The organism is Glycomyces sp. L485 (assembly GCF_022548875.1).
Taxonomy (GTDB): Bacteria; Actinomycetota; Actinomycetes; order Mycobacteriales; family Micromonosporaceae; genus Glycomyces.
Map to the genome: position 1 here is coordinate 1 of NZ_JAKZEW010000046.1, position 22989 is coordinate 22989.

The 22989-nt window shown below is 69.1% G+C and carries 26 protein-coding genes and 1 pseudogene; 14 read left to right on the top strand and 13 right to left on the bottom strand.

The features are described 5' to 3' along the window. Positions 1-354 precede the first annotated feature (354 nt). Positions 355-681, bottom strand: coding sequence for a hypothetical protein (locus L0U85_RS17530; RefSeq protein WP_241379050.1), 327 nt, complete (start codon positions 679-681; stop codon positions 355-357). 57 nt (positions 682-738) lie between these two features. Continuing rightward, positions 739-1917, bottom strand: coding sequence for a TRAM domain-containing protein (locus tag L0U85_RS17535; protein ID WP_241379051.1), 1179 nt, complete (start codon positions 1915-1917; stop codon positions 739-741). 341 nt (positions 1918-2258) lie between these two features. Between L0U85_RS17535 and L0U85_RS17540 the strand changes: the two genes are divergently transcribed. After that, entirely contained in the window at positions 2259-3833 is a 1575-nt protein-coding gene (locus L0U85_RS17540; RefSeq protein ID WP_241379052.1) for a carbohydrate-binding protein, read from the top strand. Between the two features lie 45 nt (positions 3834-3878). Here L0U85_RS17540 and L0U85_RS17545 read toward each other — a convergent pair whose 3' ends face one another. After that, positions 3879-5870, bottom strand: a complete 1992-nt coding sequence (locus L0U85_RS17545) for an APC family permease (protein ID WP_241379053.1) — start codon at positions 5868-5870, stop codon at positions 3879-3881. 166 nt (positions 5871-6036) lie between these two features. Between L0U85_RS17545 and L0U85_RS17550 the strand changes: the two genes are divergently transcribed. The 3 genes from L0U85_RS17550 (at position 6037) to L0U85_RS21435 (ending at position 8531) form a co-directional block, all read left to right on the top strand. After that, entirely contained in the window at positions 6037-6702 is a 666-nt protein-coding gene (locus tag L0U85_RS17550; protein ID WP_347177476.1) for a TrkA family potassium uptake protein, read from the top strand. Beyond that, entirely contained in the window at positions 6702-7367 is a 666-nt protein-coding gene (locus L0U85_RS17555; RefSeq protein ID WP_241379055.1) for a TrkA family potassium uptake protein, read from the top strand. Before L0U85_RS17550 ends, L0U85_RS17555 begins: the two co-directional genes overlap by 1 nt. A gap of 171 nt (positions 7368-7538) precedes the next feature. After that, on the top strand, positions 7539-8531 hold the full coding sequence (locus L0U85_RS21435) for a lytic polysaccharide monooxygenase (RefSeq protein ID WP_347177477.1): 993 nt from the start codon (positions 7539-7541) through the stop codon (positions 8529-8531). Between the two features lie 140 nt (positions 8532-8671). Here the strand turns inward: L0U85_RS21435 and L0U85_RS21440 are convergent. The 4 genes and pseudogenes from L0U85_RS21440 to dut form a co-directional block, all read right to left on the bottom strand. Continuing rightward, positions 8672-9340: pseudogene (locus tag L0U85_RS21440) on the bottom strand (DUF3159 domain-containing protein); the annotation flags it as partial. Next, positions 9291-9668 (bottom strand): OB-fold nucleic acid binding domain-containing protein, encoded by a 378-nt coding sequence (locus tag L0U85_RS17565; protein ID WP_241379057.1) that lies wholly within the window; start codon positions 9666-9668, stop codon positions 9291-9293. The pseudogene L0U85_RS21440 and the gene L0U85_RS17565, both read right to left, overlap by 50 nt. Positions 9669-9676: 8 nt before the next feature. Further along, positions 9677-10423 (bottom strand): DUF3710 domain-containing protein, encoded by a 747-nt coding sequence (locus tag L0U85_RS17570; protein WP_241379058.1) that lies wholly within the window; start codon positions 10421-10423, stop codon positions 9677-9679. Next, entirely contained in the window at positions 10416-10892 is a 477-nt protein-coding gene (dut, locus tag L0U85_RS17575) for a dUTP diphosphatase (protein ID WP_241379059.1), read from the bottom strand. The genes L0U85_RS17570 and dut overlap by 8 nt, the downstream gene beginning before the upstream one ends. A 74-nt stretch (positions 10893-10966) precedes the next feature. Between dut and L0U85_RS17580 the strand changes: the two genes are divergently transcribed. Continuing rightward, positions 10967-11443 (top strand): DUF3093 domain-containing protein, encoded by a 477-nt coding sequence (locus L0U85_RS17580; protein WP_241379060.1) that lies wholly within the window; start codon positions 10967-10969, stop codon positions 11441-11443. A gap of 77 nt (positions 11444-11520) precedes the next feature. Here the strand turns inward: L0U85_RS17580 and L0U85_RS17585 are convergent, their stop codons facing one another. After that, positions 11521-11820 carry a DUF4193 domain-containing protein gene (locus L0U85_RS17585; RefSeq protein WP_241379061.1) on the bottom strand — a complete coding sequence of 100 codons (300 nt, stop codon included), beginning with the start codon at positions 11818-11820 and terminating at the stop codon, positions 11521-11523. Between the two features lie 387 nt (positions 11821-12207). On the opposite strand from L0U85_RS17585, the gene L0U85_RS17590 reads away from it, so the two are divergent. The 3 genes from L0U85_RS17590 to L0U85_RS17600 all read left to right on the top strand — a co-directional run bounded on the left by L0U85_RS17590 (position 12208) and on the right by L0U85_RS17600 (position 15032). Continuing rightward, positions 12208-12696, top strand: a complete 489-nt coding sequence (locus L0U85_RS17590; RefSeq protein ID WP_241379062.1) for a LytR C-terminal domain-containing protein — start codon at positions 12208-12210, stop codon at positions 12694-12696. 214 nt (positions 12697-12910) lie between these two features. After that, a complete protein-coding gene (locus L0U85_RS17595) occupies positions 12911-14485 on the top strand; it encodes an RNA polymerase sigma factor (protein ID WP_347177474.1) in 1575 nt (524 codons plus the stop codon). Between the two features lie 307 nt (positions 14486-14792). Continuing rightward, positions 14793-15032 carry a hypothetical protein gene (locus L0U85_RS17600; protein WP_241379064.1) on the top strand — a complete coding sequence of 80 codons (240 nt, stop codon included), beginning with the start codon at positions 14793-14795 and terminating at the stop codon, positions 15030-15032. A gap of 70 nt (positions 15033-15102) precedes the next feature. On the opposite strand, the gene L0U85_RS17605 is transcribed toward L0U85_RS17600, so the two are convergent. Together L0U85_RS17605 and dtd are read right to left on the bottom strand one after the other, a co-directional pair. Then, positions 15103-16812 (bottom strand): DEAD/DEAH box helicase, encoded by a 1710-nt coding sequence (locus L0U85_RS17605; RefSeq protein WP_241379065.1) that lies wholly within the window; start codon positions 16810-16812, stop codon positions 15103-15105. Between the two features lie 63 nt (positions 16813-16875). Beyond that, positions 16876-17298: a D-aminoacyl-tRNA deacylase gene (gene dtd, locus L0U85_RS17610; protein ID WP_241379066.1), complete on the bottom strand. Its 423-nt coding sequence runs from the start codon at positions 17296-17298 to the stop codon at positions 16876-16878. Positions 17299-17339: 41 nt separating this feature from the next. Here dtd and L0U85_RS17615 point away from each other — a divergent pair, with 41 nt between their 5' ends. The 6 genes from L0U85_RS17615 (at position 17340) to L0U85_RS17640 (ending at position 20984) form a co-directional block, all read left to right on the top strand. Beyond that, complete coding sequence (locus L0U85_RS17615) at positions 17340-17666, top strand: DUF3099 domain-containing protein (RefSeq protein WP_241379067.1); 327 nt, start codon at positions 17340-17342, stop codon at positions 17664-17666. 90 nt (positions 17667-17756) lie between these two features. Then, positions 17757-17978 (top strand): DUF3039 domain-containing protein, encoded by a 222-nt coding sequence (locus L0U85_RS17620; protein ID WP_277605997.1) that lies wholly within the window; start codon positions 17757-17759, stop codon positions 17976-17978. Between the two features lie 63 nt (positions 17979-18041). Further along, positions 18042-18659: a TRIC cation channel family protein gene (locus tag L0U85_RS17625; RefSeq protein WP_241379069.1), complete on the top strand. Its 618-nt coding sequence runs from the start codon at positions 18042-18044 to the stop codon at positions 18657-18659. Positions 18660-18810: 151 nt separating this feature from the next. Next, positions 18811-19767: a sigma-70 family RNA polymerase sigma factor gene (locus L0U85_RS17630; protein ID WP_241379070.1), complete on the top strand. Its 957-nt coding sequence runs from the start codon at positions 18811-18813 to the stop codon at positions 19765-19767. Between the two features lie 159 nt (positions 19768-19926). Further along, on the top strand, positions 19927-20613 hold the full coding sequence (locus L0U85_RS17635; RefSeq protein WP_347177475.1) for a metal-dependent transcriptional regulator: 687 nt from the start codon (positions 19927-19929) through the stop codon (positions 20611-20613). 119 nt (positions 20614-20732) lie between these two features. Further along, positions 20733-20984, top strand: a complete 252-nt coding sequence (locus L0U85_RS17640; protein WP_241379071.1) for a hypothetical protein — start codon at positions 20733-20735, stop codon at positions 20982-20984. Between the two features lie 104 nt (positions 20985-21088). On the opposite strand, the gene L0U85_RS17645 is transcribed toward L0U85_RS17640, so the two are convergent. From L0U85_RS17645 to L0U85_RS17655, 3 genes are read right to left on the bottom strand one after another with little or no spacing between them, the layout of a single operon-like run. After that, positions 21089-21712 (bottom strand): hypothetical protein, encoded by a 624-nt coding sequence (locus L0U85_RS17645; RefSeq protein WP_241379072.1) that lies wholly within the window; start codon positions 21710-21712, stop codon positions 21089-21091. Further along, positions 21709-22479, bottom strand: coding sequence for a sulfurtransferase (locus L0U85_RS17650; RefSeq protein ID WP_241379073.1), 771 nt, complete (start codon positions 22477-22479; stop codon positions 21709-21711). Before L0U85_RS17650 ends, L0U85_RS17645 begins: the two co-directional genes overlap by 4 nt. Before the next feature lie 10 nt (positions 22480-22489). Then, positions 22490-22930: a deaminase gene (locus tag L0U85_RS17655; RefSeq protein ID WP_241379074.1), complete on the bottom strand. Its 441-nt coding sequence runs from the start codon at positions 22928-22930 to the stop codon at positions 22490-22492. Positions 22931-22989 lie beyond the last annotated feature (59 nt).

Below are 22989 nucleotides of genomic sequence, written 5' to 3' on the forward strand. Positions count from 1 at the left end.
CAGAACACCACACCCAAAGTGCCCCAAGTCTCCACACCCGACCGGCCCGAAACCCGCACCCGGCCGCCCCGAACCGGCATCCCCTCACCGCCACCGAACCCGCAGCCACAGCGCCCGCCACAGTCGCCGAACCGGACCCGAGAGTCCCGCTCCCTGCTCCTGCTCCTGCTCCTGGTCCCCACGACCGGCCTCCGTGGCCGACAGGGCACCCCCGGCCCCCACTCAGCTCTTCATCGCTGCTCGCCTGAAGCCCGCCCCGACACCACCGGCACGCCGACCGATCACCCCCACGCAGCGCCTTCCGCTTCGTCGCTGATCCGATTGAAGCTCAGACAACGCGGCCGCGCCGGGTGGTCAGGACTCGCCGATGGCGGCGGCCTGGCCTGTGTCGATGCGGCCGATCTTGTCGCCGTCGACGGTGAAGTCCCAGTAGGTCGTCATCTCGCCCCACTTGTCATCGTTGATTTCGACGATGAGCCGCGAGCCGCCCATGGCCTCGCGCGTCGGGATGAGGCGGGCGTTTGCTTCGAAGAGGTTCGCCTCGCTCCATTCGGACAGGTCGCGTTCGACGCCGTCGTCGGTCAGCGTCGCGTCGCCGGTCAGCAGGTCGAAGAATGCCGTGCGGTCGCCGGAGTTCACGGCGTCAACGAGCGCGGCCACGACCGGATTCGAAGGTGTCATCGCCTCATTGTGGCGATCACGGCCGTGCCCGGGCAGCGAATCCGATTTTTCGTCGCTTCAGGAGGCGGGCTCGAACAGCGCCACTGTCTCGAAGTGCTGCGTCATCGGAAATGCGTCGAAGGCGCGCAGGCGCGTCGGCTCCCAGCCGTGCTCGGCGAAGGTCTTGACGTCGCGGGCCAGCGCCCCCGCGTCGCACGCGACGTAGCAGATCGCCCTGGGCCGGGCGGTGACCATGGCGGCCACGACGTCGGCACCGGCACCGCTGCGCGGCGGATCGAGGACCACGACGTCGACCCCGCCGAGGGCGGGAACGGTCTCGGCGACATCGCCGTCGATAGCGCCTGCGTTCTTCCATTCGGCGAGGTTGGCGGCGGTGTGCGAGGACTTGGCGTTCTCCACGGCCACGACGCGGCCCGTCTCGCCCACGGCGCCGGCGATGCCTGCGGCGAAGACGCCGGCACCTGCGTACAAGTCCCAGGCGGACTCGCCTTCGCGCGGTTGGAGGAAGTCGAGTACGCAGTCGAGGAAGGTCTCGGCGGCGAGGGGGTGGACCTGCCAGAAACCGTCGAAGGCGAGATCGAATTCGAGGTCGGCGACGCGCTGGTGGACGGTCTTGGGGCCGCTCTTGTGGTGCGGCCGGGAGGTGCGGCGCATCTGTGTGTAAACGGCGAGCTTGTCGTCGTCGGAGTCGACGACGCCGACGGCGCCGAGGCCCTTCCAGTCCCGGGCGAGGACCTTGGCCGAGCGGATGGGCTCGGTGGCTATGGCGCACTGATCGATGTGGACAATGTCGCGGGACTTGTGCTTGCGCAGGCCGGCCTTGCCGTCGGCGTCGACGGCGTACTGCATGCGGGTGCGCCAGCCGAGGGCGCCTTCCTTCCAGGGGAGCTCTTCGACCTCGAGGCCTTCGAGCCGGGCGGGGTCGAGGCCGCCAATGCGGGTGAGCTGGTCGGCGAGGACGTGGGCCTTGAGGCGCCGCTGGGCTTCGGGGGCGGCGTGCTGGAAGTCGCAGCCGCCGCACTTGCCGGGTCCGGCGTAGGGGCAGGGCGCCTCCACGCGGTCGGGCGAGGGGTCGATGATCTCGACGGCGTCGGCGAAGGCGAAGCGCTTCTTGCGGTCGGTTACCTCGATGCGCACCCGCTCGCCCGGCAGGGCGTGGCGGACGAAGTACACCTCGCCGTCGACGCGGGCCACGCAGTGGCCTCCGGCAGCGACGTCCCCGACCGTGACGATCATCGTCCTCATCATCCCCTGATCTGTGGGCCGGGGCCGCCCGACGGCGTCGGCGGCCCACCCGACCCGGTGAAAGCACGCCCGCCAGGTTACTACCCGCGGCGTCTCCGGCGGAGGCGGTGCGCGCGCGGATGACTTCGGGCTCGTGCCCGGTTCGGCGCGCGGTCCGGCGTTCGACCCTATCAATTGACATATGCGAATAGTTGACTTGTGACTCCGCCGGTCGCTAGAGTACTCGCCCAGTAGACCTGCAATCGCTTGCATACGGCCGGCACCCGTTCGAGAGAGGCACTCCCATGTCCATCGGCAACCGAAGCTCGCGCTCACGCTTGAAAGCGCTATCAGTGACAATCGGCGTCACTGTCCTGGGCCTGCTCGCCGCCGCGGCGCTCGCCCATCCCGCCGCGGCGCAGACGAACACGCTCACCGTCGCCGTCGACGGCGACGACGGCGACCCCGGGAGCCTGTCCGCGCCCCTGCGGACCCTCCAGCGCGCGGTCGACCTGGCCGAGCCCGGCACCGTCATCCAGATCCGCGGCGGCACCTACAGCCCCGGCACCAATGTCCGCGTCCAGAAGGACGGCACCGCATCGCAGCCGATCACCATGCGCGCCTACAACGGCGAGCATGTGGTCATCGACGGCGAGAACATGCCGAACACACCCGCACCGGTCGGCGAGTCCTACCCGCGCATCGAGCGCGGCGCGATCCACGTCGGCGGTGACTGGTGGCGATTCGAGGGCCTGGAGATCATCAACGGGCCCTATGGGATCTTCGCCATCGAGTCCAGCAACAACGTCTACCGGGACCTGGTCACCCGCGACAACTACGAGACCGGGCTGCACATCGTGCTCGACTCCAGCGACAACCAGGTCGTCAACCTCGACAGCTACGGCAACCGCGACCCGCGCAAGAACGGCGAGAGCGCCGACGGCCTGGCCATCAAGCAGGGCTCCGGCTCGGGCAACCGCGTGATCGGGGCGCGGCTGTGGAACAACGCCGACGACGGGTTCGACACCTGGGACTTCCTCAGCCCCATCCGCGTCGAGGACTCGGTCGCCTGGGGCAACGGCTTCAACCGATGGGGCTTCCCCGACTGGCAAGGCGACGGCAACGGTTTCAAGCTCGGCCGCGGCGACGCCGACCACCTCGTGAGCAATAGCATCGCCTTCGACAACGCCGTGGGCGGCTTCATCGACAACGGCAACACCGCCTCGCTGCGTCTGGAGAACAACACCGCCTGGCGCAACGGCGGGAGCGGGTTCATCTTCAACCGGTCCGCCTCGACGCTGGACCGGAACCTGTCGCTGAGCAACGGCGGCGGCGTCAACCTCGGCTCGTCCGGCGGCAGCGGGAACTCCTGGGACATCAAGGGCAGCTGGAGCGACGCCGACCTGGTCGGCACCAGCACCTCGGCCATCACCGGTGCGCGCGGAGCCGACGGCTCGATCAGGGAAACGGACTTCCTGCGACCAAGGGATTACGCGAACCTCGGCGCCGACTTCACCGGCGACGGCGGCGGAACGGGCGAGCCGGGCCGCTACGAGGCGGAGGGACCGTCGGCGAGCTGCGACGGCACGATCGACTCCAACCACCCCGGGTACTCCGGAAGCGGCTTCTGCAACACCGAGAACACCACCGGAGCGGCGGCGCAGTTCACGATCGACGCGGCCGGTGCGGGAACGGCGACGCTGGAGATCCGGTTCGCCAACGGCGGCTCCGCCGCCCGCCCGGCGAGCGTGGAGGTGAACGGCGCCGCGGTGCAGTCGGCCTCGTTCGAGTCCACGGGAGCGTGGGCGAACTGGTCGACGAATTCGCTCACCGTGCAGCTGGACTCCGGCGCCAACACGATCCGGTTGGCGGCCACCGGCTCCGGCGGCCTTCCGAACATCGACTACCTGGACGTCCACGCGAGCTGAGCACACGGTTCGAGCCCCGGCGGTCGAGAGGCCTCCGGGGCATCGTCATCTTCGGATGCGGCGCAGCGGCGGGGCCTCGTGGTTCTCCCCCAGGATCCAGGGGACGGTCACGATCATGACCCCGGGGACGTACTTGAGCTGCCTCTGGATCGCCTTCGTGGTCTGGTTGTGCAGCAGCCAGCCCGACCAGGGGAAGTAGTTGCGGGTGTCGCCCTTGCGCTGCCACCAGTGCCCGACGACGTACTCGGGCAGGTAGACGGTCACCACGTCCCTGGGCGCATCTCGGCGCGTCGCCTTGACGTAGTCGACGATCGGGCCGGTGATCTCGCGGAACGGCGAGTCGACGACTGTGAGCGAGACGCCGATCGTGCGTCGCTCCCACTCGGCCAGGAGGGCGCGCGACGCCGCCGCGTCCACATTGACCGTCAACGCGGTGATGGTGTCGGGCCGGGTCGCCTTTGCGTAGGCCAGCATCCGCATGAGCGGCCGGTTGACGCTGGAGACCAGCACGATCGCGTGGTTGCGCGATGGCAGGCGCGGCTTGGCCTGCGGCAGCTCGGTCTCTTCGGCCACGAACTTGTAGTGCCGCGAGACGAACCACATGAGCGAGTAGCACAGGCCGATGATGATGACCGCGATCCACCCGCCTCGGCGGTAGTCGGTGACGGCGACGATGCCGAGCACGATCGCGCACAGGAGCGCCGCGGCGAACGCCGTGCGCCGCGCCCGGCGGGCGCGGACGCGCCGGGAGGCGTCCCTCTCGACGTCGAGCACGCGCCGCCAATGGCGGACCATCGCGGCGTGGGCCAGGACCATCGACAGGAACACCCCGACGATGTACAGGCCGATGAGGCGGAACGTCGCGCCGCCGAAGACGACGACGAGGATCGACGCCGCCACCGCCAGGATGATGATCCCGTTGGAGTACACCAGCCGGTCACCGCGTTTGTGGAGTTGGCGCGGCATCAGCGAGTCCTGCGCGAACACGCTGCCCAGCTGCGGGAAGCCGACGAACGCGGTGTTGGCGGCCAGCAGGAGCACGCTGCCGGTGGCGAGCATGACCGGCCACAGCACCAGTGCCCGGGAGTCGAACACGGCCCCGGCGAGCTGCCCGATGAGCGGGATCTGGACGTAGTCCTCGGGCACCCCCGCGAGCTGGCGCTGCGGGTCGGACGAGGACTGGGCGCCGACGAGGTAGGCGAGGAACACGATGCCGACGAACAGCGCCACGGTGACGCCGCCGACCGCGGTGATGGCGATGGCGGCGTTGCGGCCCTTTGGAGGCCGGAAGAACCGCACGCGGGTCGTGAAGGTCTCGATGCCGGTGACGGCGACAGACCCGGCCGCGAAGGCGCGGGCGCACAGCACGAGCAGCGCGGCGGCGGTCTGCTCCGAGGCCTCGCCGACCGCGGTGAAATCGGCCGAGAGCGGGTGGAGTTCGTCGCCTGCGGCGATGCGCACGAGTCCCACGAGGACCAGTGCGGCCATGCCGACCACGAACGCCAGCGCGATGACGGCCGCGACCCGGCCCGGGACGCGCCAGCCGCGCAGGTTGAACGCCGTGAGCAGCACGATGGCGATCACGCAGGCCCATTCGCGCCATTCGCGCATGCCCGGCCACAGCACGGCGAGGCTGGAGACGGCCGCTGCGACGGAGACTGCGACGGTCAGGATGTAGTCGAGGACGAGTGCGGCGGCGGTGAGCGTGCCCGCGCGCGGTCCGAAGTTGGCGGTGACGACCCGGTAGTCGCCGCCTCCTCCCGGGTAGGCCTGGACCGTGTAGCGGTAGGAGGCGATCACGGTGAGCATGACTACGGCGACGGCCAGGCCCGTCCACACCGAGAAGGCGTAGGCGGCCGTCCCCGCAGCGGCCATGATCAGGAAGACCTGCTCGGGGGCGTAGGCGATGGAGGAGATGGGGTTCACCGCGAGCAGCGGAATGGCGTACCGCTTCGACAGCTCGAGGGAGTGCTGCCGTTCGGAGGTGAACGGCTCGCCCACGAGCAGGCGCTTGAAAACGGACAGGGACCGGGTCACGGCCGTAGCGTAACGTCCCGGGACGGCCCGCGGTGAGAGTGCGTCGGTCTCGGGGCGCGGCTCCGATCCGGGCGTCGGGGCTGACGGCGGCGGGTAGCGTGGTCGCTGTGGGGAAGGGACGGGGCGGTATGGTCGCACCGAAACCGCCTGGGAGGGAGTGAGCCGAGTGCATGTGGTGATCATGGGCTGCGGTCGCGTGGGATCGACGCTGGCGCGAAGCCTCGTGGAGCGCGGGCACACGGTCGGCGTGATCGACCAGAACCCCAAGGCCTTCCGCCGCCTCGGCCCCGACTTCGACGAGACGACCGTCCGGGGCATCGGTTTCGACCGCGAGGTGCTCGCCAAGGCCGGCATCCAGCGGGCCGACGCGTTCGTGTCGGTCTCCTCGGGCGACAACTCGAACATCATCGCCGCGCGCGTCGCCCGCGAGAACTACGGCGTCGGCAACGTCATCGCCCGCATCTACGACTCCCAGCGCGCCTCGGTCTACGAGCGCCTCGGCATCCCCACCGTCGCAACGGTCCGCTGGACGGCCGACCGGCTCCTGCGCCACCTGCTGCCCGAGGAGCAGCAGGAGCTGTGGCGCGATCCGACGGCGACGCTGTCGATGGTCGAGGTGCTGTGCGACGAGGGCTGGGTCGGCCACCTGCTGACCGATCTGGAGCAGGCCACCGGCCACCGCGTCGCCTACATCACCAGATTCGGGCGCGCGACGCTGCCGACGGAGTCCACCGTGCTGCAGGACGGCGACCAGGTGTTCATGCTCGTGGCCGACGACGGCGCCGAGCAGGTCGCCGCGATCGCCGGCCGGGCCCCGCAGGGAGGTGTCTGATGCGCATCGCCATCGCAGGAGCGGGCAACGTGGGCCGCTCGATCGCCTCTGAGCTGGTCGGCAACGGCCATCAGGTCCTGCTCATCGAGCGCGACCCCGAGGCGATGCGTCCCGAGCGCGTCCCCGAGGCCGAATGGCTCCTGGCCGACGCCTGCGAGCTGGAGAACCTGCGCCAGGCCCACCTGGAAGGCTGCGACGTGGCGGTCGCCGCGACGGGCGACGACAAGGTCAACCTCGTGGTGAGCCTGCTGTCGAAGACGGAGTTCGCGGTGCCGAGAGTGGTCGCGCGCGTCAACCGCGCCGAGAACGAGTGGCTGTTCAACGAGGAGTGGGGCGTCGACGTCTCGGTCTCCAAGCCCCGTCTGCTCGCCGCTCTCGTCGAGGAGGCGGTCAGCGTCGGCGACCTGGTGCGGCTGCTGACCTTCCGCCAGTCCCAGGCGAACATCGTGGAGATCACGCTGCCGCTGGACGCGCCGCACGTCGGCCGAACGGTCGCGGAGGTGCCGCTGCCACGCGACGTCGCGCTCGTGGCCATCATCCGCGGGCGGAGAGTGATCGCCCCCAACCCGGACGACACCTTGGAGTCCGGCGACGAGCTCGTCTTCGTCTGCAACGAGGACGCCGAAGACGCTACTCGCGCGGTGATCCTGGGCAAGACACGCTGAATCACCGGTTAATCCGTCTGAGGGCTTTACAGGACGACCCACGTCCATTTACATTTAAAGGTGTCGATATCCTAATTTATTGGGAGCGCTATCATGCTCAGACCACGCAAACGACGCCTCGTACGGATCCTCGTCGCGCTCGCGGCGGCACTCACAGCGGGCGCCTCGGCGATGCTGTTCATCCAGCCAGCCTCCGGCCACGGCACCGCCACCAGTCCGCCCTCCCGGCATTACAGCTGCTGGGAGCGGTGGGGCGACGACTTCCAGAACCCGGACATGGCCCAAGAGGACCCCATGTGCTGGCAGGCCTGGCAGGACAACCCCAACGCCATGTGGAACTGGAACGGACTGCTGCGAGAAGGGATGCAGGGCCAGCACGAGAGCCGGATCCCCGACGGCCAGCTGTGCTCCGGCGGCCAAGCCGAGAGCGGTCGCTACAACTCGCTCGACGCGGTGGGGGCCTGGCACACGACACCGCTGAACAACGACTTCACGCTCCACTACGAGGACGTGGCCACCCACGGCGGCGACTACTACTGGGTGTACGTCACCGAGCAGGGCTTCGACGCCGCGAGCGAGCCGCTCGGCTGGGGCGACCTCGAACGGGTCGTCACCACCGGCGTCTACGAACCGGGCGAAACCGTCGACATCCCCGTCAGCGCACCCGGGCGCACCGGCCGCCACATCGTCTACGTGGTCTGGCAGGCCAGCCACCTCGACCAGACTTTCTACTCCTGCTCCGACGTCTGGTTCGGCCCCGGCGGCCCCACCGACCCGCCGACCGACGACCCGACCTCCGGTGAGCCCACCGACGACCCCACGTCCGACGAGCCCACCGACCCGGGCACGCCGGGCGGCGAACTCGGCTGCTCGGCGACCGCCACGGTGAACAGCTGGGGCTCGGGCGCGACGGTCCAGGTCACGGTGTCCAACTCCGGAACGCAGACGGTCGACGACTGGACGCTCCACTGGTCCTGGCCATCGAACTCGGACGTCGCCGTAACGAACATCTGGAACGCCGAGCACTCCCGGTCCGGCGGCGTGGAGACGGCCGAACCGGTCGGATACAACCAGTCCATCGCCTCGGGCGGATCGGTCACGTTCGGATTCAACGTCAGCGGCTCGCTGTCGTCGATGCCTGAGATGGACTGTCTGCCCTCATAGCGGCCGGCCTGCGGACCTTCCCCAACCGGGTCCGCACCCGCCGGTGCGGATAAGGCGGTCTCGGCCTCGGCCGAGACCGTCTTCATCTTGCGGCGCACCGCCCAGATCGTCAACGCCGTCAGCGCGATCGTCACCGGCCAGCCGCCGAACAGCGTCACCAGGCCCAGCGCGTTCTCCGCGTTGATCCAGTACAGCCACACCCGCAGCGTGTTCTTGAGGATGAACACCGCGCCCCACAGGATCGTGATCTGGCACAGGACGTCCACCAGCGGCTTGTTCTCCCGCCACTCCTTCTTGCCGCCCTGCGCGACCACGGCGTAGATCCAGCCGATGATCGGGTGCCGGACGAGCGCCGAGCCGATGAGCAGGAAGCCGTAGATCCCGCCCTGGATGATCCCGGGCAGGTAGAAGTCCCTCGCGTCGTCGCTGCGCCAGGCCAGGAAGGCGCCCAGCGCGATCCCGAACAGGCCGTTGAGCGCATAGCGGATCGGCTCCTTGCGGGCCGCCCGCCAGATCGCGATGCCCACCGCGCTGGCAGCCGAGATGACGATCGCCAGCTGGAGTCCGTTGACCGGGCCGAACTGGTGGCCGTTCAAGATCGGGTTGAGGACCACGAACAGCGTGATCGGGACTGCGGCTTCGACGACGCCTTTGACGCCGCCGAGCTGCTGGGAGAGCTGCTCGGTGAACGGCGGCAGCTGATCGGGGTCTTCGGTGCGCGGCGAAGTCTCGGTGCTCAAGGAGTGCCTTCCGGGTGCCTCAGGGGCGAAGTTCGTAGATCGGGTTGTAGATGACGAATCGGCCGTCACTGCCCTGCGCCACCCGCCCGCGGGCGACGATCCTGGTCCCGGCCTCCAGACCCACGATACGCCGTCGGCCCATCCAGACCAGTCCGACCTGGCCGGTGCCGTCGAACAGTTCGGCCTCGACCGACGGCGAGCGGCCCTCGGTGCGGAGCACGACCGTCCGCAGCCGGCCCGCGACGGCGGCCGGCCGGCGCGCCTCCAAGCGGTCGACGGGGGTGTAGTCGGTGTCGGTCTCGCGCCTGACGTTCTCGGCGAAGAGCTCCTGGGAGGGCACCGCGAGGCGGCGCATCCACAGCTTCCACCCGGGTTCGGCGTTCTCGCGCCCGCTCAACGGCGGTCCTAACGCTTGCGCGGACGCGGCGAGGGCTTGCGCCGCACCTTCGGTTTCGGGGTGTCGCCGGCCGCGACGATGGCGCGCGTGCCGTCGCCGCCCTCGGCTTTGCGCTGGGCGATGCGCGCCGCGGCCTCCTCGGCCATCTTCGGCGGCAGTTTCAGCGGCAGCGGCTCCCTGACTGGCATCGCGGCGCTGCCTCGGTCGACGACGACGTTGCGCAGGGCCTCGTCGAGCTCGGGCGCGGCGTCCTCCTCGAGGGCGCGCGTGCCCTGGAAGGTCGCCTGGACGAACCAGCGGGGCCCGTCGATGCCGACGAAGCGGACCGAGTTGGTGCCCTTCTTGGTCGTGACCTGGGCGACGAGCTCGGTGCCCCAGCGGCCCTCGACGACGTCGACCTTGCCGCCCTGGCCGGTGACCTGGCCGGTCAGCTCGTCGCGCATCTCCTCCCAGATCCCGTCGGTGCGGGGAGCCGCGCGCACCAGCAGTTGGAGGGCCGACGAACCGGTGGTGAGGACGACCTGGCTGATATTGCCCTTGGCGTCGGTCTGCGCCTGGAAGCCCACGCCCTTGGGCACGGGCAGGCGGAGCGCTCCGAGGTCGATGCGCCGCACCTCGTCCTCGGGGGCGTCGGCGACGTCAAAGGGCCCCTCGGTGGCCTCGCGGGCCACCTCTTCGCCGCTCTCGGCCAGCGAGTCGAGGACCGCGCCTTCGGCCGGGCGCTGCTTCTTCGACGACCGTCGCCGTCTAAACACGTTCGTTCTCCTCTGCGAGTCGGCGGTGACCGCCGGTGGAACCGTGGCCGTTCTCGCCGCGCCGCGTCGGGGTCAGTTCTGGGACCTCGGTGAAGCGGGCTCGGACAACCGGTTGGATGACCAATTGTGCGATACGGTCGCCGCGTTCGATGACGGCGGTCCGCTCCGGGTCCAGGTTGACCAGATTGATCTTGATCTCGCCGCGGTAACCGGAGTCGATGGTCCCCGGGGCGTTCGCGATGGTGACGCCGATCCGGTGCGCCAGGCCCGAGCGCGGGTTCGTGTACCCGACGTAGCCCTCCGGGACGGCCACGGCCAGGCCGGTCCCCACCAGAGCGCGGCGGCCCGGCGCGAGCTCCACGCCCTCGGCGGCGTACAGGTCGGCCCCGGCGTCGCCGGGGTTCGCGTAGCTCGGCATCGGCAGGTCGGGGTCGATGCGCCTGATGCTGACGGGCACGTCCTCGTTCACGGTTTTCGGGCTCCTCTCACAGTGCCTGCTCACGGCTCGCGGGCCTCCCCGCGGGTGGGGATATCGTCTCAAACATGGAGAGCAGAGAACGGTACGCCGAGCGGATGCGGTTGTCCTGGGCGGGCTGGCTGGCCGCGGTCGTGTCGGCGGCCGCCGCCGCAGGCCTGTCGAACTTCGGCGACCTGCGCTGGTGGCGGATCGCGCTCAGCGCGGCGGTCTTCGTCGTGCCCCTGATCGGGGCGTGGTGGCTGGGCCGCCTGCGCGTCAGCGTCGCCGAACAGGGCCCCGAGACGTGGCTGCACGTCGACGACGCGAAGCTGCCGGCCTCGGCAGTGGCCGAGGTCCAGGTGCTCGACCCGGTGGCCTTCTCGGATGCTCTGGGCGCCGCCCTGCACCCCTTGGCGTTCGTGGTGCAGCGGCCGTGGATCAGGCGCGGAGTGCGGATCGTCCTCGACGATCCCGAGGACCCCACGCCGTACTGGGTGGTCTCCTCCCGCAACCCCGAGGGGCTGCGGGAGGCATTGGTCGTTCGAAGGGCTGAGGTGGCCTGAGCCGTCTCGATTCGGGGGCCGCGCCGGAGGCCGGTCGCAGTGACCTCCTGGTTCCAGGCGCGTTCTCCGGTTCGCTGCTAGGCGCAGTCCTTGCAGATCGGCTGCCCGTTCTTCTCCTTGGCGTACTGGCTCCGGTGGTGGACCAGGAAGCAGCTGGAGCAGCGGAACTCGTCGTTCTGCATCGGCAGGACCTTGACCGAGAGCTCCTCGTCGCCGAGGTCGGCGCCGGGCAGCTCGAAATTCTCGGCCACTTCGGCCTCATCGACGTCCACCGCGCCCGACTGATCGCTGCGGCCCTTGGCGAGCGCCTCGATGCTGTCGGTGCCGCCGGTGGGTTCTTCCTTGTCCCGGCGCGGGGCGTCGTAGTCGGTTGCCATCGTCTTCCACTCCCATTGGTTTTCTTCTGGCACAGGTGTACAGGCGTGTCGAAGCGGAGCGACTCCGATGGCTGCGGCGGGTGTCGCTGAGGGCAGCCACGGTGACGCGCGCTGAGCCGTGGATTGGCGGCCACGGCGACGCTCGGTTCGACTTCGGTTTCCTGGCGGGCTTCTGTCCGTCCCTGCAGGCGGCGTACCTTACCGCGTGCAGTCCATTCGTATACACCATGTCGCTCGCTTTTTCATCCCCAATGTGGCGAGAAACACGTCTGTGGCGAGAGCAGCGAGTGTACCGCCTCTCGCCCACGAGGGCGCCGTGCGCACGATAGCCTTTGGACTACATCGAGAGTCCGGGAGGCCGCAGTGCGAATCGCTCGTATCCGCGCATTGACGTTTTTGTGCGCATTGGCGCTGGTGGCAGCGGTGGCGACCTTGTGGGCAATTAGGAACGACTCGCAACTGAGCAGCGGGAGCGACTGCCAGCCCGGAGCAGTCGAGATCAAGACCGCTCCCATCCCCGACCCCCCGGAGATCGAGATCGTCGTGCTCAACGGCACGGACCGCCCGGGCCTGGCCGACCAGGCCGCCGTCCAACTGGAGGACCGCGGCTTCGTCGTCGTCGAAGTGGGCGACACCGACGAGGAGGTCGGGGAGGCGGCGCTGGTGAAGTACGGTCCCGAGCAGTACGCCGCCGGCCTCCACACCCACGCCTATTTCTACGGAGGCCGCGACGGATTCAACCTGGAATGGGAGGGTCCGATCACCATCGTCCTCGGCAACGCGTTCAAGGAGGCCCGCTCCACTTCCGATGCGCGCCAGTCGTTCGCGCTGGGCAGTGGCATCACGCTGCCGGAGGGGACCTGCGCGGTAGAATAGGTCGCCGTCACACCCCTCGAACAAATGACATTGCCACCAAAAATGCGGAAACACAGCTCGAAACGGCAACACGGACGGGCCGATAGCGTTTTTCGGCGCTACAATTCACGCCTGCCCGGTCGTGTAGCGACCTGGGCTGCCGACCCAATATCCAATGCTCACCCGCCATGGAGCCCGGCTTCGCCGTGCCCGCCATTGCCTCGGAAGGTTGCTCGTGACTGACGCACGTCCCAACGGCACTGACGTCAATTCTTTGACCGACTCATTGCTCGAACTGGCCCGCGAGAGCGATGGACAGCTGACGTCCGCGAAAGTCGCTCAAGTCTTGGAGTCGGCCCAGGTCTCCCCCGCCCAGGGCAAGCTGGTCCTCAGAGCGCTTGCCGAGGCCGACGTCACCGTTGTGGTCGACGGCTCCTCCTCCGGCCGCAAGCGAGTCCCCGCCGCCCGCACCGCCACCTCCTCGCGCACCGCCACCGCCAAGACCGCGAAGAAGTCGACCAAGAAGGCCGCCAAGAAGACCGCGGCATCGAAGTCCGCCGCAGGCGACGTCGAGGAGACCGAAGCGCCGAAGAAGGCCGCCCGCAAGACCACGGCGAAGAAGACCGCCAAGAAGGCGGCGAAGAAGACCGCCAAGAAGACCGCCGCCCCCAAGTCCGAGGACGAGCTGGCCGCCGAGGCCCTCGCCGCCGAGGAGGAGGCCGCCGCCCCGGCCAGGAAGGCCACTCGCAAGAAGGCCGCCAAGAAGGCCACCGCGAAGAAGGCCTCCAAGAAGGACAAGGACTCCGACGAGCCCGACGAGAACGACTTCGAGTGGGACGAGGAGGACTCCGAGGCGCTCAAGCAGGCCCGCAAGGACGCCGAGATGACCGCCTCGGCCGACTCGGTCCGCGCCTACCTCAAGCAGATCGGCAAGGTGCCGCTGCTGAACGCGGCCCAGGAGGTCGAGCTCGCCAAGCGCATCGAGGCCGGTCTGTACGCCGTCGAGCGCCTCAAGCAGATGCGTGAGGCGGGCGAGGAGATCCCCACACAGGTCCGACGCGACCTGGAGTGGATCGTCCGCGACGGCGACCGCGCCAAGGACCACCTGCTGGAGGCGAACCTCCGCCTCGTCGTCTCGCTCGCCAAGCGCTACACCGGCCGCGGCATGGCCTTCCTCGACCTGATCCAGGAGGGCAACCTCGGCCTCATCCGCGCCGTCGAGAAGTTCGACTACACCAAGGGCTACAAGTTCTCCACGTACGCCACCTGGTGGATCCGGCAGGCCATCACCCGCGCCATGGCCGACCAGGCCCGCACCATCCGCATACCGGTCCACATGGTCGAGGTCATCAACAAGCTCGGCCGCATACAGCGCGAGCTGCTTCAGGATCTGGGCCGCGAGCCGACTCCCGAGGAACTGGCCAAGGAGATGGACATCTCCCCGGAGAAGGTCCTCGAGATCCAGCAGTACGCGCGCGAGCCGATCAGCCTGGACCAGACCATCGGCGACGAGGGCGACTCGCAGCTCGGCGACTTCATCGAGGACTCCGAGGCGATCGTCGCGGTCGACGCGGTCTCGTTCTCGCTCTTGCAGGGCCAGCTACAGCAGGTGCTCCAGACCCTCTCGGAGCGCGAGGCCGGGGTGGTCCGGCTGCGGTTCGGCCTCACCGACGGCCAGCCGCGCACGCTCGACGAGATCGGACAGGTCTACGGCGTCACGCGCGAGCGGATCCGCCAGATCGAGTCGAAGACCATGTCGAAGCTGCGCCACCCGTCCCGCTCGCAAGTGCTCCGCGACTACCTCGATTAGGCCGCGCCGCCGCCGGGTATCCGCTCCCTACAAGGCCCTCACGGGCCTCCAGAACGGATTCCGGTGTCTCGTCTCGGCCCGGCCCGTATCACTCGAACAGGTGGCCCGGCGGTCGCCCCGCCAGGTTGCCGTTGTCGGAATCGTGGGCTACGGTGTGGAACAACTATCGCGATCTAGGGCGACGTGAGCCGAGTCTCACAAAGCCGGGCTAGGGAAGAGGTAGTACAGTGCAGGCGTTGAACGGGACTAGCCGGTCAACGGACCGACGTAAGAACCAACGACTACCGAACGCAGCGGAGGACCTGGTATGACATCCACCCTGACGCCCCCGCCCAAGACGGAGGAACGTCCGATCGCGGGCGAGCGCTGCGATCGGTGTAGCGCCGCGGCAAAACTGCGCGTCATGCTCGCGGAAGGCAGCGACCTTGTCTTCTGCGGTCACCACGCGAACCAGTACGCCGAGAAGCTGGTACCGATCGCCATCGACTTCAACGCCGACCCCGAATTCGAGTGGCGCGGCACCGACCTCATGGCGTCGGAGAACTAGCGCGCACGCAGGCTTCGAGGCGAGCTCGGACGGTCCCCACCGTCCGAGCTCGCCTTTTTCCAAGCCGGAATCACCAGGAGCGGATCGTGGCGATCCGCTCCTCCAACTGCTCGATCGTGGCCTGCGCGCTGGGCGGGCCACCGCACGAGGACCGCAGCTTCGCGTGGATCTTCCCGTGCGGTTCGCCCGAAGCGAACGACTGGGCCCCCACCAACGCGTTCAGCTGCTTGCGCAGCTTCAGGCGCCGCTGCGCGTTCGTCATCGGCGGCTCGGCCGACGGCTTCGCCGCAGGCGCCCCGCTCGACGACTTCTTCTGCTTCGCCATCTGCTCCCGCTGCCGCTTCTGCAACAGCAGATGCACCTGCTCCGAGGTGAGCAGCCCCGGCAGCCCCAGGTACTCCTGCTCCTCGGGGCTCCCCGCCTGCACCGGCAGCCCGAACGAGCCTCCCTCGAAGATCACCTGATCGAGTTCCGCGCTGCTCTCCAGGGTCTCGCGCTCCCCGAGCTCGGTGCCCTCGTTGAGCTGGCGCTGCGCCTGCTCCAGCAGCATCTCGGGGTCGGTGTCCTCCGATTTCGGCTTGATGACGTGGTCCCGGTCGGCCTCCAGGTTCTCGGCCAGCTGGAGCAGCGGGATGACGCTCGGCAGGAACACCGAGGCCGTCTCCCCGGGCCTCCTCGACCGCACGAAGCGACCGATGGCCTGCGCGAAGTACAGCGGTGTCTGCGCGTTCGTGGCGTACACGCCGACGGCGAGCCGCGGGATGTCGACGCCTTCGGAGACCATGCGCACCGCGACGAGCCACTCGTCGTCGGAGGCGGCGAACTTCGCGATCCGGTCCGAGGACCCGGCGTCGTCAGAGAGCACGATGACCGCACTCTTGCCGGTGACGCGCTTGAGGATCCCCGCGTAGGCCCGGGCGGTGTTCTGGTCGGAGGCGATGATGAGGCCGCCGGCGTCGGGCATCCCCGCCGCCCGCAACGAGCCGAGGCGCCTGTCGGCTGCGCGGATGACCTGCTTGATCCACTCCCCCGCCGGGTCGAGCGCCGTGCGCCACGCCTGGCTCGTCAAATCCTTCGTCAGCGGCTGCCCGAGCCGCACCGCCAACTCGTCCCCGGCACTGGAGCGCCACTTCGCCTCGCCCGAGTAGGCCATGAACATGACCGGGCGGACGACGCCGTCGGACAGCGCGTCCCGGTAGCCGTACAGGGCGTCGGCGCGGGAGCACTTGGAGCCGTCGGGGGCGTCCTCATACTCCACGAACGGGATGGGGTTGTCGTCGCTGCGGAAGGGCGTGCCGGTGAGCGCCAGGCGCCGCTCGGCCTCCTCGAACGCGGTCTGGACGCCCTCCCCCCAGGATCGGGAGTCGCCGGCGTGGTGGATCTCGTCGAGGATGACCAGGGTCCGTCTCGCGAGCGTCCTCCTGCGATGGACGGCGGGGTCGGCGCCGACCTGCGCGTAGGTGATCACGGCGCCGTGGAAGTCGGCGGCGTTGTGGACGTCGGCGTTGCGAAATGACGGGTCGAGCTGGATGCCGAAGTTCGCGGCGGCCCCGGCCCACTGGACCTTGAGGTGCTCGGTGGGACACACGACGGTGACGGTGTCGACCGTGCCGTCCGCGAGAAGGTCGTAGGCGATGCGGAGCGCGAACGTGGTCTTGCCCGCTCCGGGGGTCGCGACCGCGAGGAAGTCGTCCGACTGGTCCCGGTGGTAGGCGACCATGGCTTTGCGCTGCCAGACCCGAAGCGACGGAAGCGATTCGGGCGGGGCGGCCGGGATCATGCGGGCTCCTTCTTGCTCGGGACGGACAACCCGCTCGATTCTAAGGGGCGAGGACGATCACGTTCAGCGCTCCAGGAGGATGGTGTTGGGGCCGACGTTGACACTGCGGACCTCCATCATGGCCCCGAACTTGCCGGTCTCCACGTGGGCGCCGAGGTCGCGCAGGGCGTCGGCGACCGCGTCGACCAGGGGCTCGGCGACCGGGCCCGGCGCGGCGCCGAGCCAGGATGGCCGACGGCCCTTGCGCGTGTCCGCGTAGAGGGTGAACTGGCTGACCAGGAGGATCGGCGCGTCCAGATCGGACGCCGACCGCTCGTCCGCCAGAATGCGGAGCCGCCAGATCTTGTCGGCGATCCAGCGCGCCTCGTCGAGTCCATCCGAATGGGTGACGCCGACCAGGACGAGGAGGCCGTCGCGAATCGCGCCGACGCTGGCACCCTCGACCGTGACCTCGGCTTCGCTGACGGTCTGCACAACAGCTCTCATACCTCAGATCATGTCGCATCGCCTCGGCGTAGGCTCGAAGGGTGGGACGGCGTGAGAAGGCAACGGTCATCACCGACGCGCAGATGTCGCCGGACGAGGAACTCCGGATCAGGACCATCCGCTATGTCGTGATGATGTCGATTCGCGCGCTTCTGGTGATCGCCTGCGGCGTCCTAGTGATCGTCAAGGCGCCGCTGCTGTGGCTGTGGCTCCCGCTGGGCCTGGTCGGCATGGCGGTGCTGCCGTGGCTGGCGGTCCTGCTCGCCAACGACCGGCTCGCCAAGGACAAGCGCAGCCTGTTCGTGCGCCACGAGCGCCGCGCCCAGGACCTCCCCGCGCCCGAGCACCGCATGCTTGATTCGGAATAGCACCCGACACGTGGCAGACTTGACATGTCTTTCCCGCGAACGAGGAGTGAGTTTGACGTGAGCGAGCTTCCCACCACCGGCGGTTCCACGATGCTCGACGAGCAGACCGAGATCCAGCCGGACTACACCTACGAGGACGGCGACGAGGAGCGCTTCTCGCACTACGTGCCGAAGGACAAGCTCATGGCCGCCATGGTTGACGGCGTCCCCGTCAAGGCCCTGTGCGGGAAGATGTGGGTGCCCACGCGCGATCCCGACCGCTTTCCGATCTGCCCCAGCTGCAAAGAGATCTACGCGAAGATGAAGAAGTAGGCTGCGTCTCTCCATCGTCCGATGAGAGAGATGTGACCGGGCTCTGCCTGCTATAACGCCTGGGTGGAGCCCTTTTCTCCGACGCTGGTCGCCGAGCTGGTCGGCACCGCCGTCTTCGCCGCCTCCGGGGCCTCGGCCGCGGTCGCCAAGCGGCTGGACATGTTCGGCGTCGCCGTCATGGGCGTCATCACCGCCATCGGCGGCGGGACGCTGCGCGACGTGCTCATCGACGCGCCCCCGCTGCTGCTCACCGACTGGCGCTACCCTTCGGTCGCCGTGCTCACCGCGATCGCCGTGTTCTTCTTCCACCCGGCGCTGTCGCGCCTGCGCACCTCGATGCTCGTGCTCGACGCCGCCGGGCTCGCGCTGTTCACGGTGGTCGGCACCGCGAAGGGCCTCGCGTTCGGTTTCTCCCCGTACGCCGCTTGCATCGTCGGAGTACTCTCCGGTGTCGGTGGCGGCATTCTGCGGGACGTCCTTACTCAGCAGATCCCGGCGGTGCTGCACGAGGACTTCTACGCGCTCCCCGCGGCGGTCGGCTCGATCATCGTCGCGATCGGCGCGCCCTGGGAGTCGCAGATCGGGACCGTCACCTTGTCGGCGACCGCCGTCGCGACGATCTTTGTCGTACGGCTGGTTGCCATCAGGTACCGCTGGGAGGCCCCGAAGCCCAGGTTCTGAGGTTGTCTCCCGGTATCGTGCCACCCTTCGCGCTGAGGGAACTCAATCGCCGTCTTCCGCTGCAAGCTGGTACCCCGACACCCGGTGCACACCGGGTGAGGTGCGGAACCACCTCCGCCCGCGAGGGTCAGCAGCGAAAGGCGAACCAACGATGGCACCCGTCGACAGCATCCGTCAGCGGCCGGCTCAACGTGCGGCCGAGTACTCCGGCGACCCAGTGCGCGCCTACCTCAACGGGATAGGCAAACACCGGCTCCTGACGGCCTCCGAAGAGGTCGAATACGCCAAGGCGATCGAGGCCGGCCTCATGGCCGAGCGGCGCATCGGCGAGACCACCGACCCCGACCTGCGAGGCGACCTCGCACAGATCGCCGCCCAGGGGCGGGCGGCGAAGCAGCGCATGCTCGAATCGAACCTGCGCCTGGTCGTGTCCGTCGCGAAGCGCTACTCGGGCCACGGCATGAGCCTGTTGGACCTGATCCAGGAGGGAAACCTCGGTCTCATCAGGGCAGTCGAGAAGTTCGACTACCAGAAGGGCTACAAGTTCTCCACGTACGCCACATGGTGGATCCGCCAGGCCATCAACCGCGCGGTGACCGACCAGTCCCGGACGATCCGGGTGCCGGCCCACACCGTCGACCAGATCAAGCGGATGAACCGGGCCCGCCAGGACCTGCTCGCCGAGCTGGGCCGCGAACCCGGCCACGAGGAGATCGCCGCGGAGCTCGAGGTCGCCCCCGGCAAGGTCTTGGAGCTCATGTCGTACGACCGCGAGCCGGTCAGCCTCGACCAGACCGTCGGCGAGGACGACTCGACCGCGCTGGGCGACCTGGTGGCCCACATGCCGCGGGAGAGGCCCACCGACGACTCGGTCTCCTACGCGTTGCTGCGCCGCCACATCGCGGGCGTGCTCGCCAGCCTGCCAGAGCGGGAACAAACGGTGCTGCGCCTGCGTTTCGGCATCGACGACGGCCGCCAGCGCACACTCGAGGAGGTATCGGCTGATTTCGGTCTTTCCCGCGAGCGGGTGCGCCAGATCGAGAAGAACGCGCTGCACCGCCTGCGTCAGCCTGACTACGCGGGTCGGCTCGCTGAGTATGTGGCGTGATCGGCATATATGATTGACGTGGACAGGGGGTCTGGCGGCACTTGACCCACCCGCTCGGCGGCTTGAGCCGAACGGCGGCTCGCGGGCGCTCTCGAAGACGCCCGCAGGCCGTGATTCGGCCGAGTCGCACCCGAGCGGCCTTACTGAAGGAACGAAGCTGTGACCACGGACCTCGTCGACACCACCGAGATGTATCTGCGCACGATCCTCGAACTGGAGGAGGAGGGCGTCCCAGCGCTGCGCGCGAGGATCGCCGAAAGGCTCGATCAGAGCGGCCCGACGGTCTCCCAGACGGTCGGGCGGATGCAGCGCCACGGCCTGCTCAACGTCAAGAGCGACCGGCACCTGGAGCTGACCGAGGAGGGCCGCAAGCAGGCGGTCGCGGTCATGCGCAAGCACCGGCTGGCCGAACGGCTCCTGGTCGACGTCATCGGCATGTCGTATGTCGAGGCCCACGACGAGGCGTGCAAGTGGGAGCACGTGATGAGCGACTCGGTGGAGCGGCGCGTCTACGAGCTGCTCGAACACCCGACCCGCTCGCCTTACGGCAACACGATCCCAGGGCTCCAGGAGCTCGATTCGGCCGCCGAGGTCGTGCTCGACGAGCGCGACGAGCGGCCGCTGAGCGTGGTCGCGCCGGGCTCGAAGGTGCGCGTGACGCGCCTGTGCGAGTCGGTGCAGACGCATCCCGACCTGTTGGCCGAGCTCCACGGCGCGGGGATCGACCCGCTGGCGGAGGTCGTGGTCGACCGCAGCGACGGCGATATCGTCGTCTCGACCGCGGCCGAGACGATCCGGCTGGACGTCGACGATGCAGCGAAGGTGTTCGCCGCGCCGGTCGAGTAGCCGGGGCTCCCGTCCGGTTCCGTTTCCTCACGGGCATTGACTGTTCGGTAACGTGCAGGTATGGTGACTGATGTTGTGAAAACGCTTTCTCTCACCACAGAGGACACCAGCGTATGCGCATGGCCCGCCTTGCCACCACCGAGGACTTCCACCCCGCCGCCGAGAAGGTCGTCGAGCGCGGTTACCGCGCCCTGAAGGGCGCCCCGTTCGGTGCCGGGCGCGCCCGAGGTCGACGCGAGGACTGCTTCGTGCCGACCGCCCCGAGCCCGGGCGTCGAGTTCGACGCCGGGGCCGCCGCGGTGAGGCCGCACGACCGGGCCGAGTTCATTCCCTTCGCCGAAGACCGGCACCGGCGCGAAGGCGCCGGATGACGCGCCGGGTCTGAGGTCCCGAGACCCTACTCCGCACCAGAGCGCCCTCCTCGTTCCCCGGCGAGGAGGGCGCTCTCCTTCTCCGGAAGCAACCGGAGCAGGAGTCATTCGTCGGATTCCGCTTCGGCGTCATGGGCGCCGTTGATGCCGGCGGCGAGATCGGTGATGCCCTCCACGAGGCCCTCGATCTCGGCGGCCTCAGTGCCTTCGGGGGCGGTGTAGCGCATCTCGAAGACGTCGCCGCCGTCGATCCAGCCCATCTCCAGCGCCGGCCCGGCGCCGGTGTCCTCGGTGTGGACGATCCAGTACCCGGCCTCGCCCACGTCGATGCCCTCGGCGTCCTCGGGAAGCTCCTCCTCGTACACCTCGACGCTCACCTCGGTGCCGGTGACGAACAGCGTCAGGTCCGGATAGGCGCCCTCGGCGGTCTGCACCGCGCAGGTCGCCAGGTCGGGGGCGTTCTCCTGGTCGGTGTCCTCGGAGGGCCCACCGGAGGCGTAGCGGAAGTCCGCGCCGGTGACCGTGTTCAAAGTCGCAGAGTCGATGAGGGTGCAGGCGCCGCCCGCCTCCATCAGGTCCAGCTCGACCGGTTCGGTCGGGTCGATCGTCGGCGACTCCTCGCTCGCGGCCGTGTCTACCGGGTCCTCGACCTCGTCTTCGCCGCCGCTGCACGAGGCCAGCGCGACCAGTGCCGCCGGGACCGCCAGGACCACTGCGAGTCTTCTCATTGTTCCTCCCCAACGGCGACCTCGCGGCCCCGTGAGACCCAGTCGCTCCATGAACCGATGTAGACCGGCGGTGTCGGCCTTCCGGCGGCCGTCATGGCCAGCGCGGCGCGGGACGCGCCGACTCCCGATCCGCAGTAGAAGGCCGCGCCCTTACGGTCTCGATACTGCTCGCTCCCGCCGCCCAGCGGAAGGTTCACGGCTCCAGGGATGTGCCCGGCGACGGGGTCTATCGGTTCATTCTCGCCCCGATAGCGCCCGGGGGCGCGCACATCGACCAGTTCGTGTTCGGCCGCCCAAGCGGCGGCGCCGTCGGCGTCGAGCACCGGCAGGCTCCCGGGGCGGACGGTGACGTCGCCGCGCTCGGGGTGGGGTTCGGCGCCCGACAGCGGACGGCCGGCCGCGGTCCAGGCGTCGATGCCGCCGTCGAGGACGCGGACGTCGTCGAGACCGGCCCAGCGGAGCGTCCACCAGGTGCGGGCGGCGGCCATGCCGTCGCCGTCGTCGTAGACGACGACGGTGGAGCCTTCGTCGACACCGGCGTTTCGCAGCACTTCTTGGAGCGCGTCGGGGTCGGGCAGGGGGTGGCGGCCTCCGGTCTCGCGCACGGGCCCGCAGATGTCGCGGTCGAGGTCGATCCAGACCGCGCGGGGCAGGTGCCCGTCGCGGTAGTCCGGCTCTCTGGGGGGACCGCCGAGGGTCCAGCGGACGTCGAGCACTACGGGCTCGATGAGTCCGGCCGCCTCTTCGGCGGTGATGAGTGGCCTCATAGGTGTCAGGTTATCGGAGGTGGGAATTGGGTCTTTCGGCCGCCGCGGCGAACTGCGGCATGGCATCGACGTCGATGCCCGCATCGCGCAGTACGGCGAGGCCGTCGGGGGCGTCGATGAAGCGGACGGGTTCGGCGAGGGCGTATACGACGCGGGCGATCTTCGCGTCGGCGAGGAGCTGGGCGCACGGGGCGGGCCGGGAGGCGCGGGCTCCGCACGGCTCCATGGTCGAGTAGACGGTGGCGCCTTCGACGGGGCCGCCAGCGCGGCGCAGGGCGACCTCCTCGGCATGGTCCTGGGGCTGCTCGGCCCTCGAGTAGCCTTCGCCGACTGCGCGGCCGTCGACTACGATCACGGCGCCCACGCTGAACGCGGTCTCGGAGGGCGGGCACTGCTCGGCCAATTCGACTGCTCGCGCCATCCAGCGGGTGTCGTCTTCGGAGTTCGGCACGGACTCAACATAGCGCGTCCGGCGCCCGATGACGGGCGGCACTGACGTTGTCCTGAACC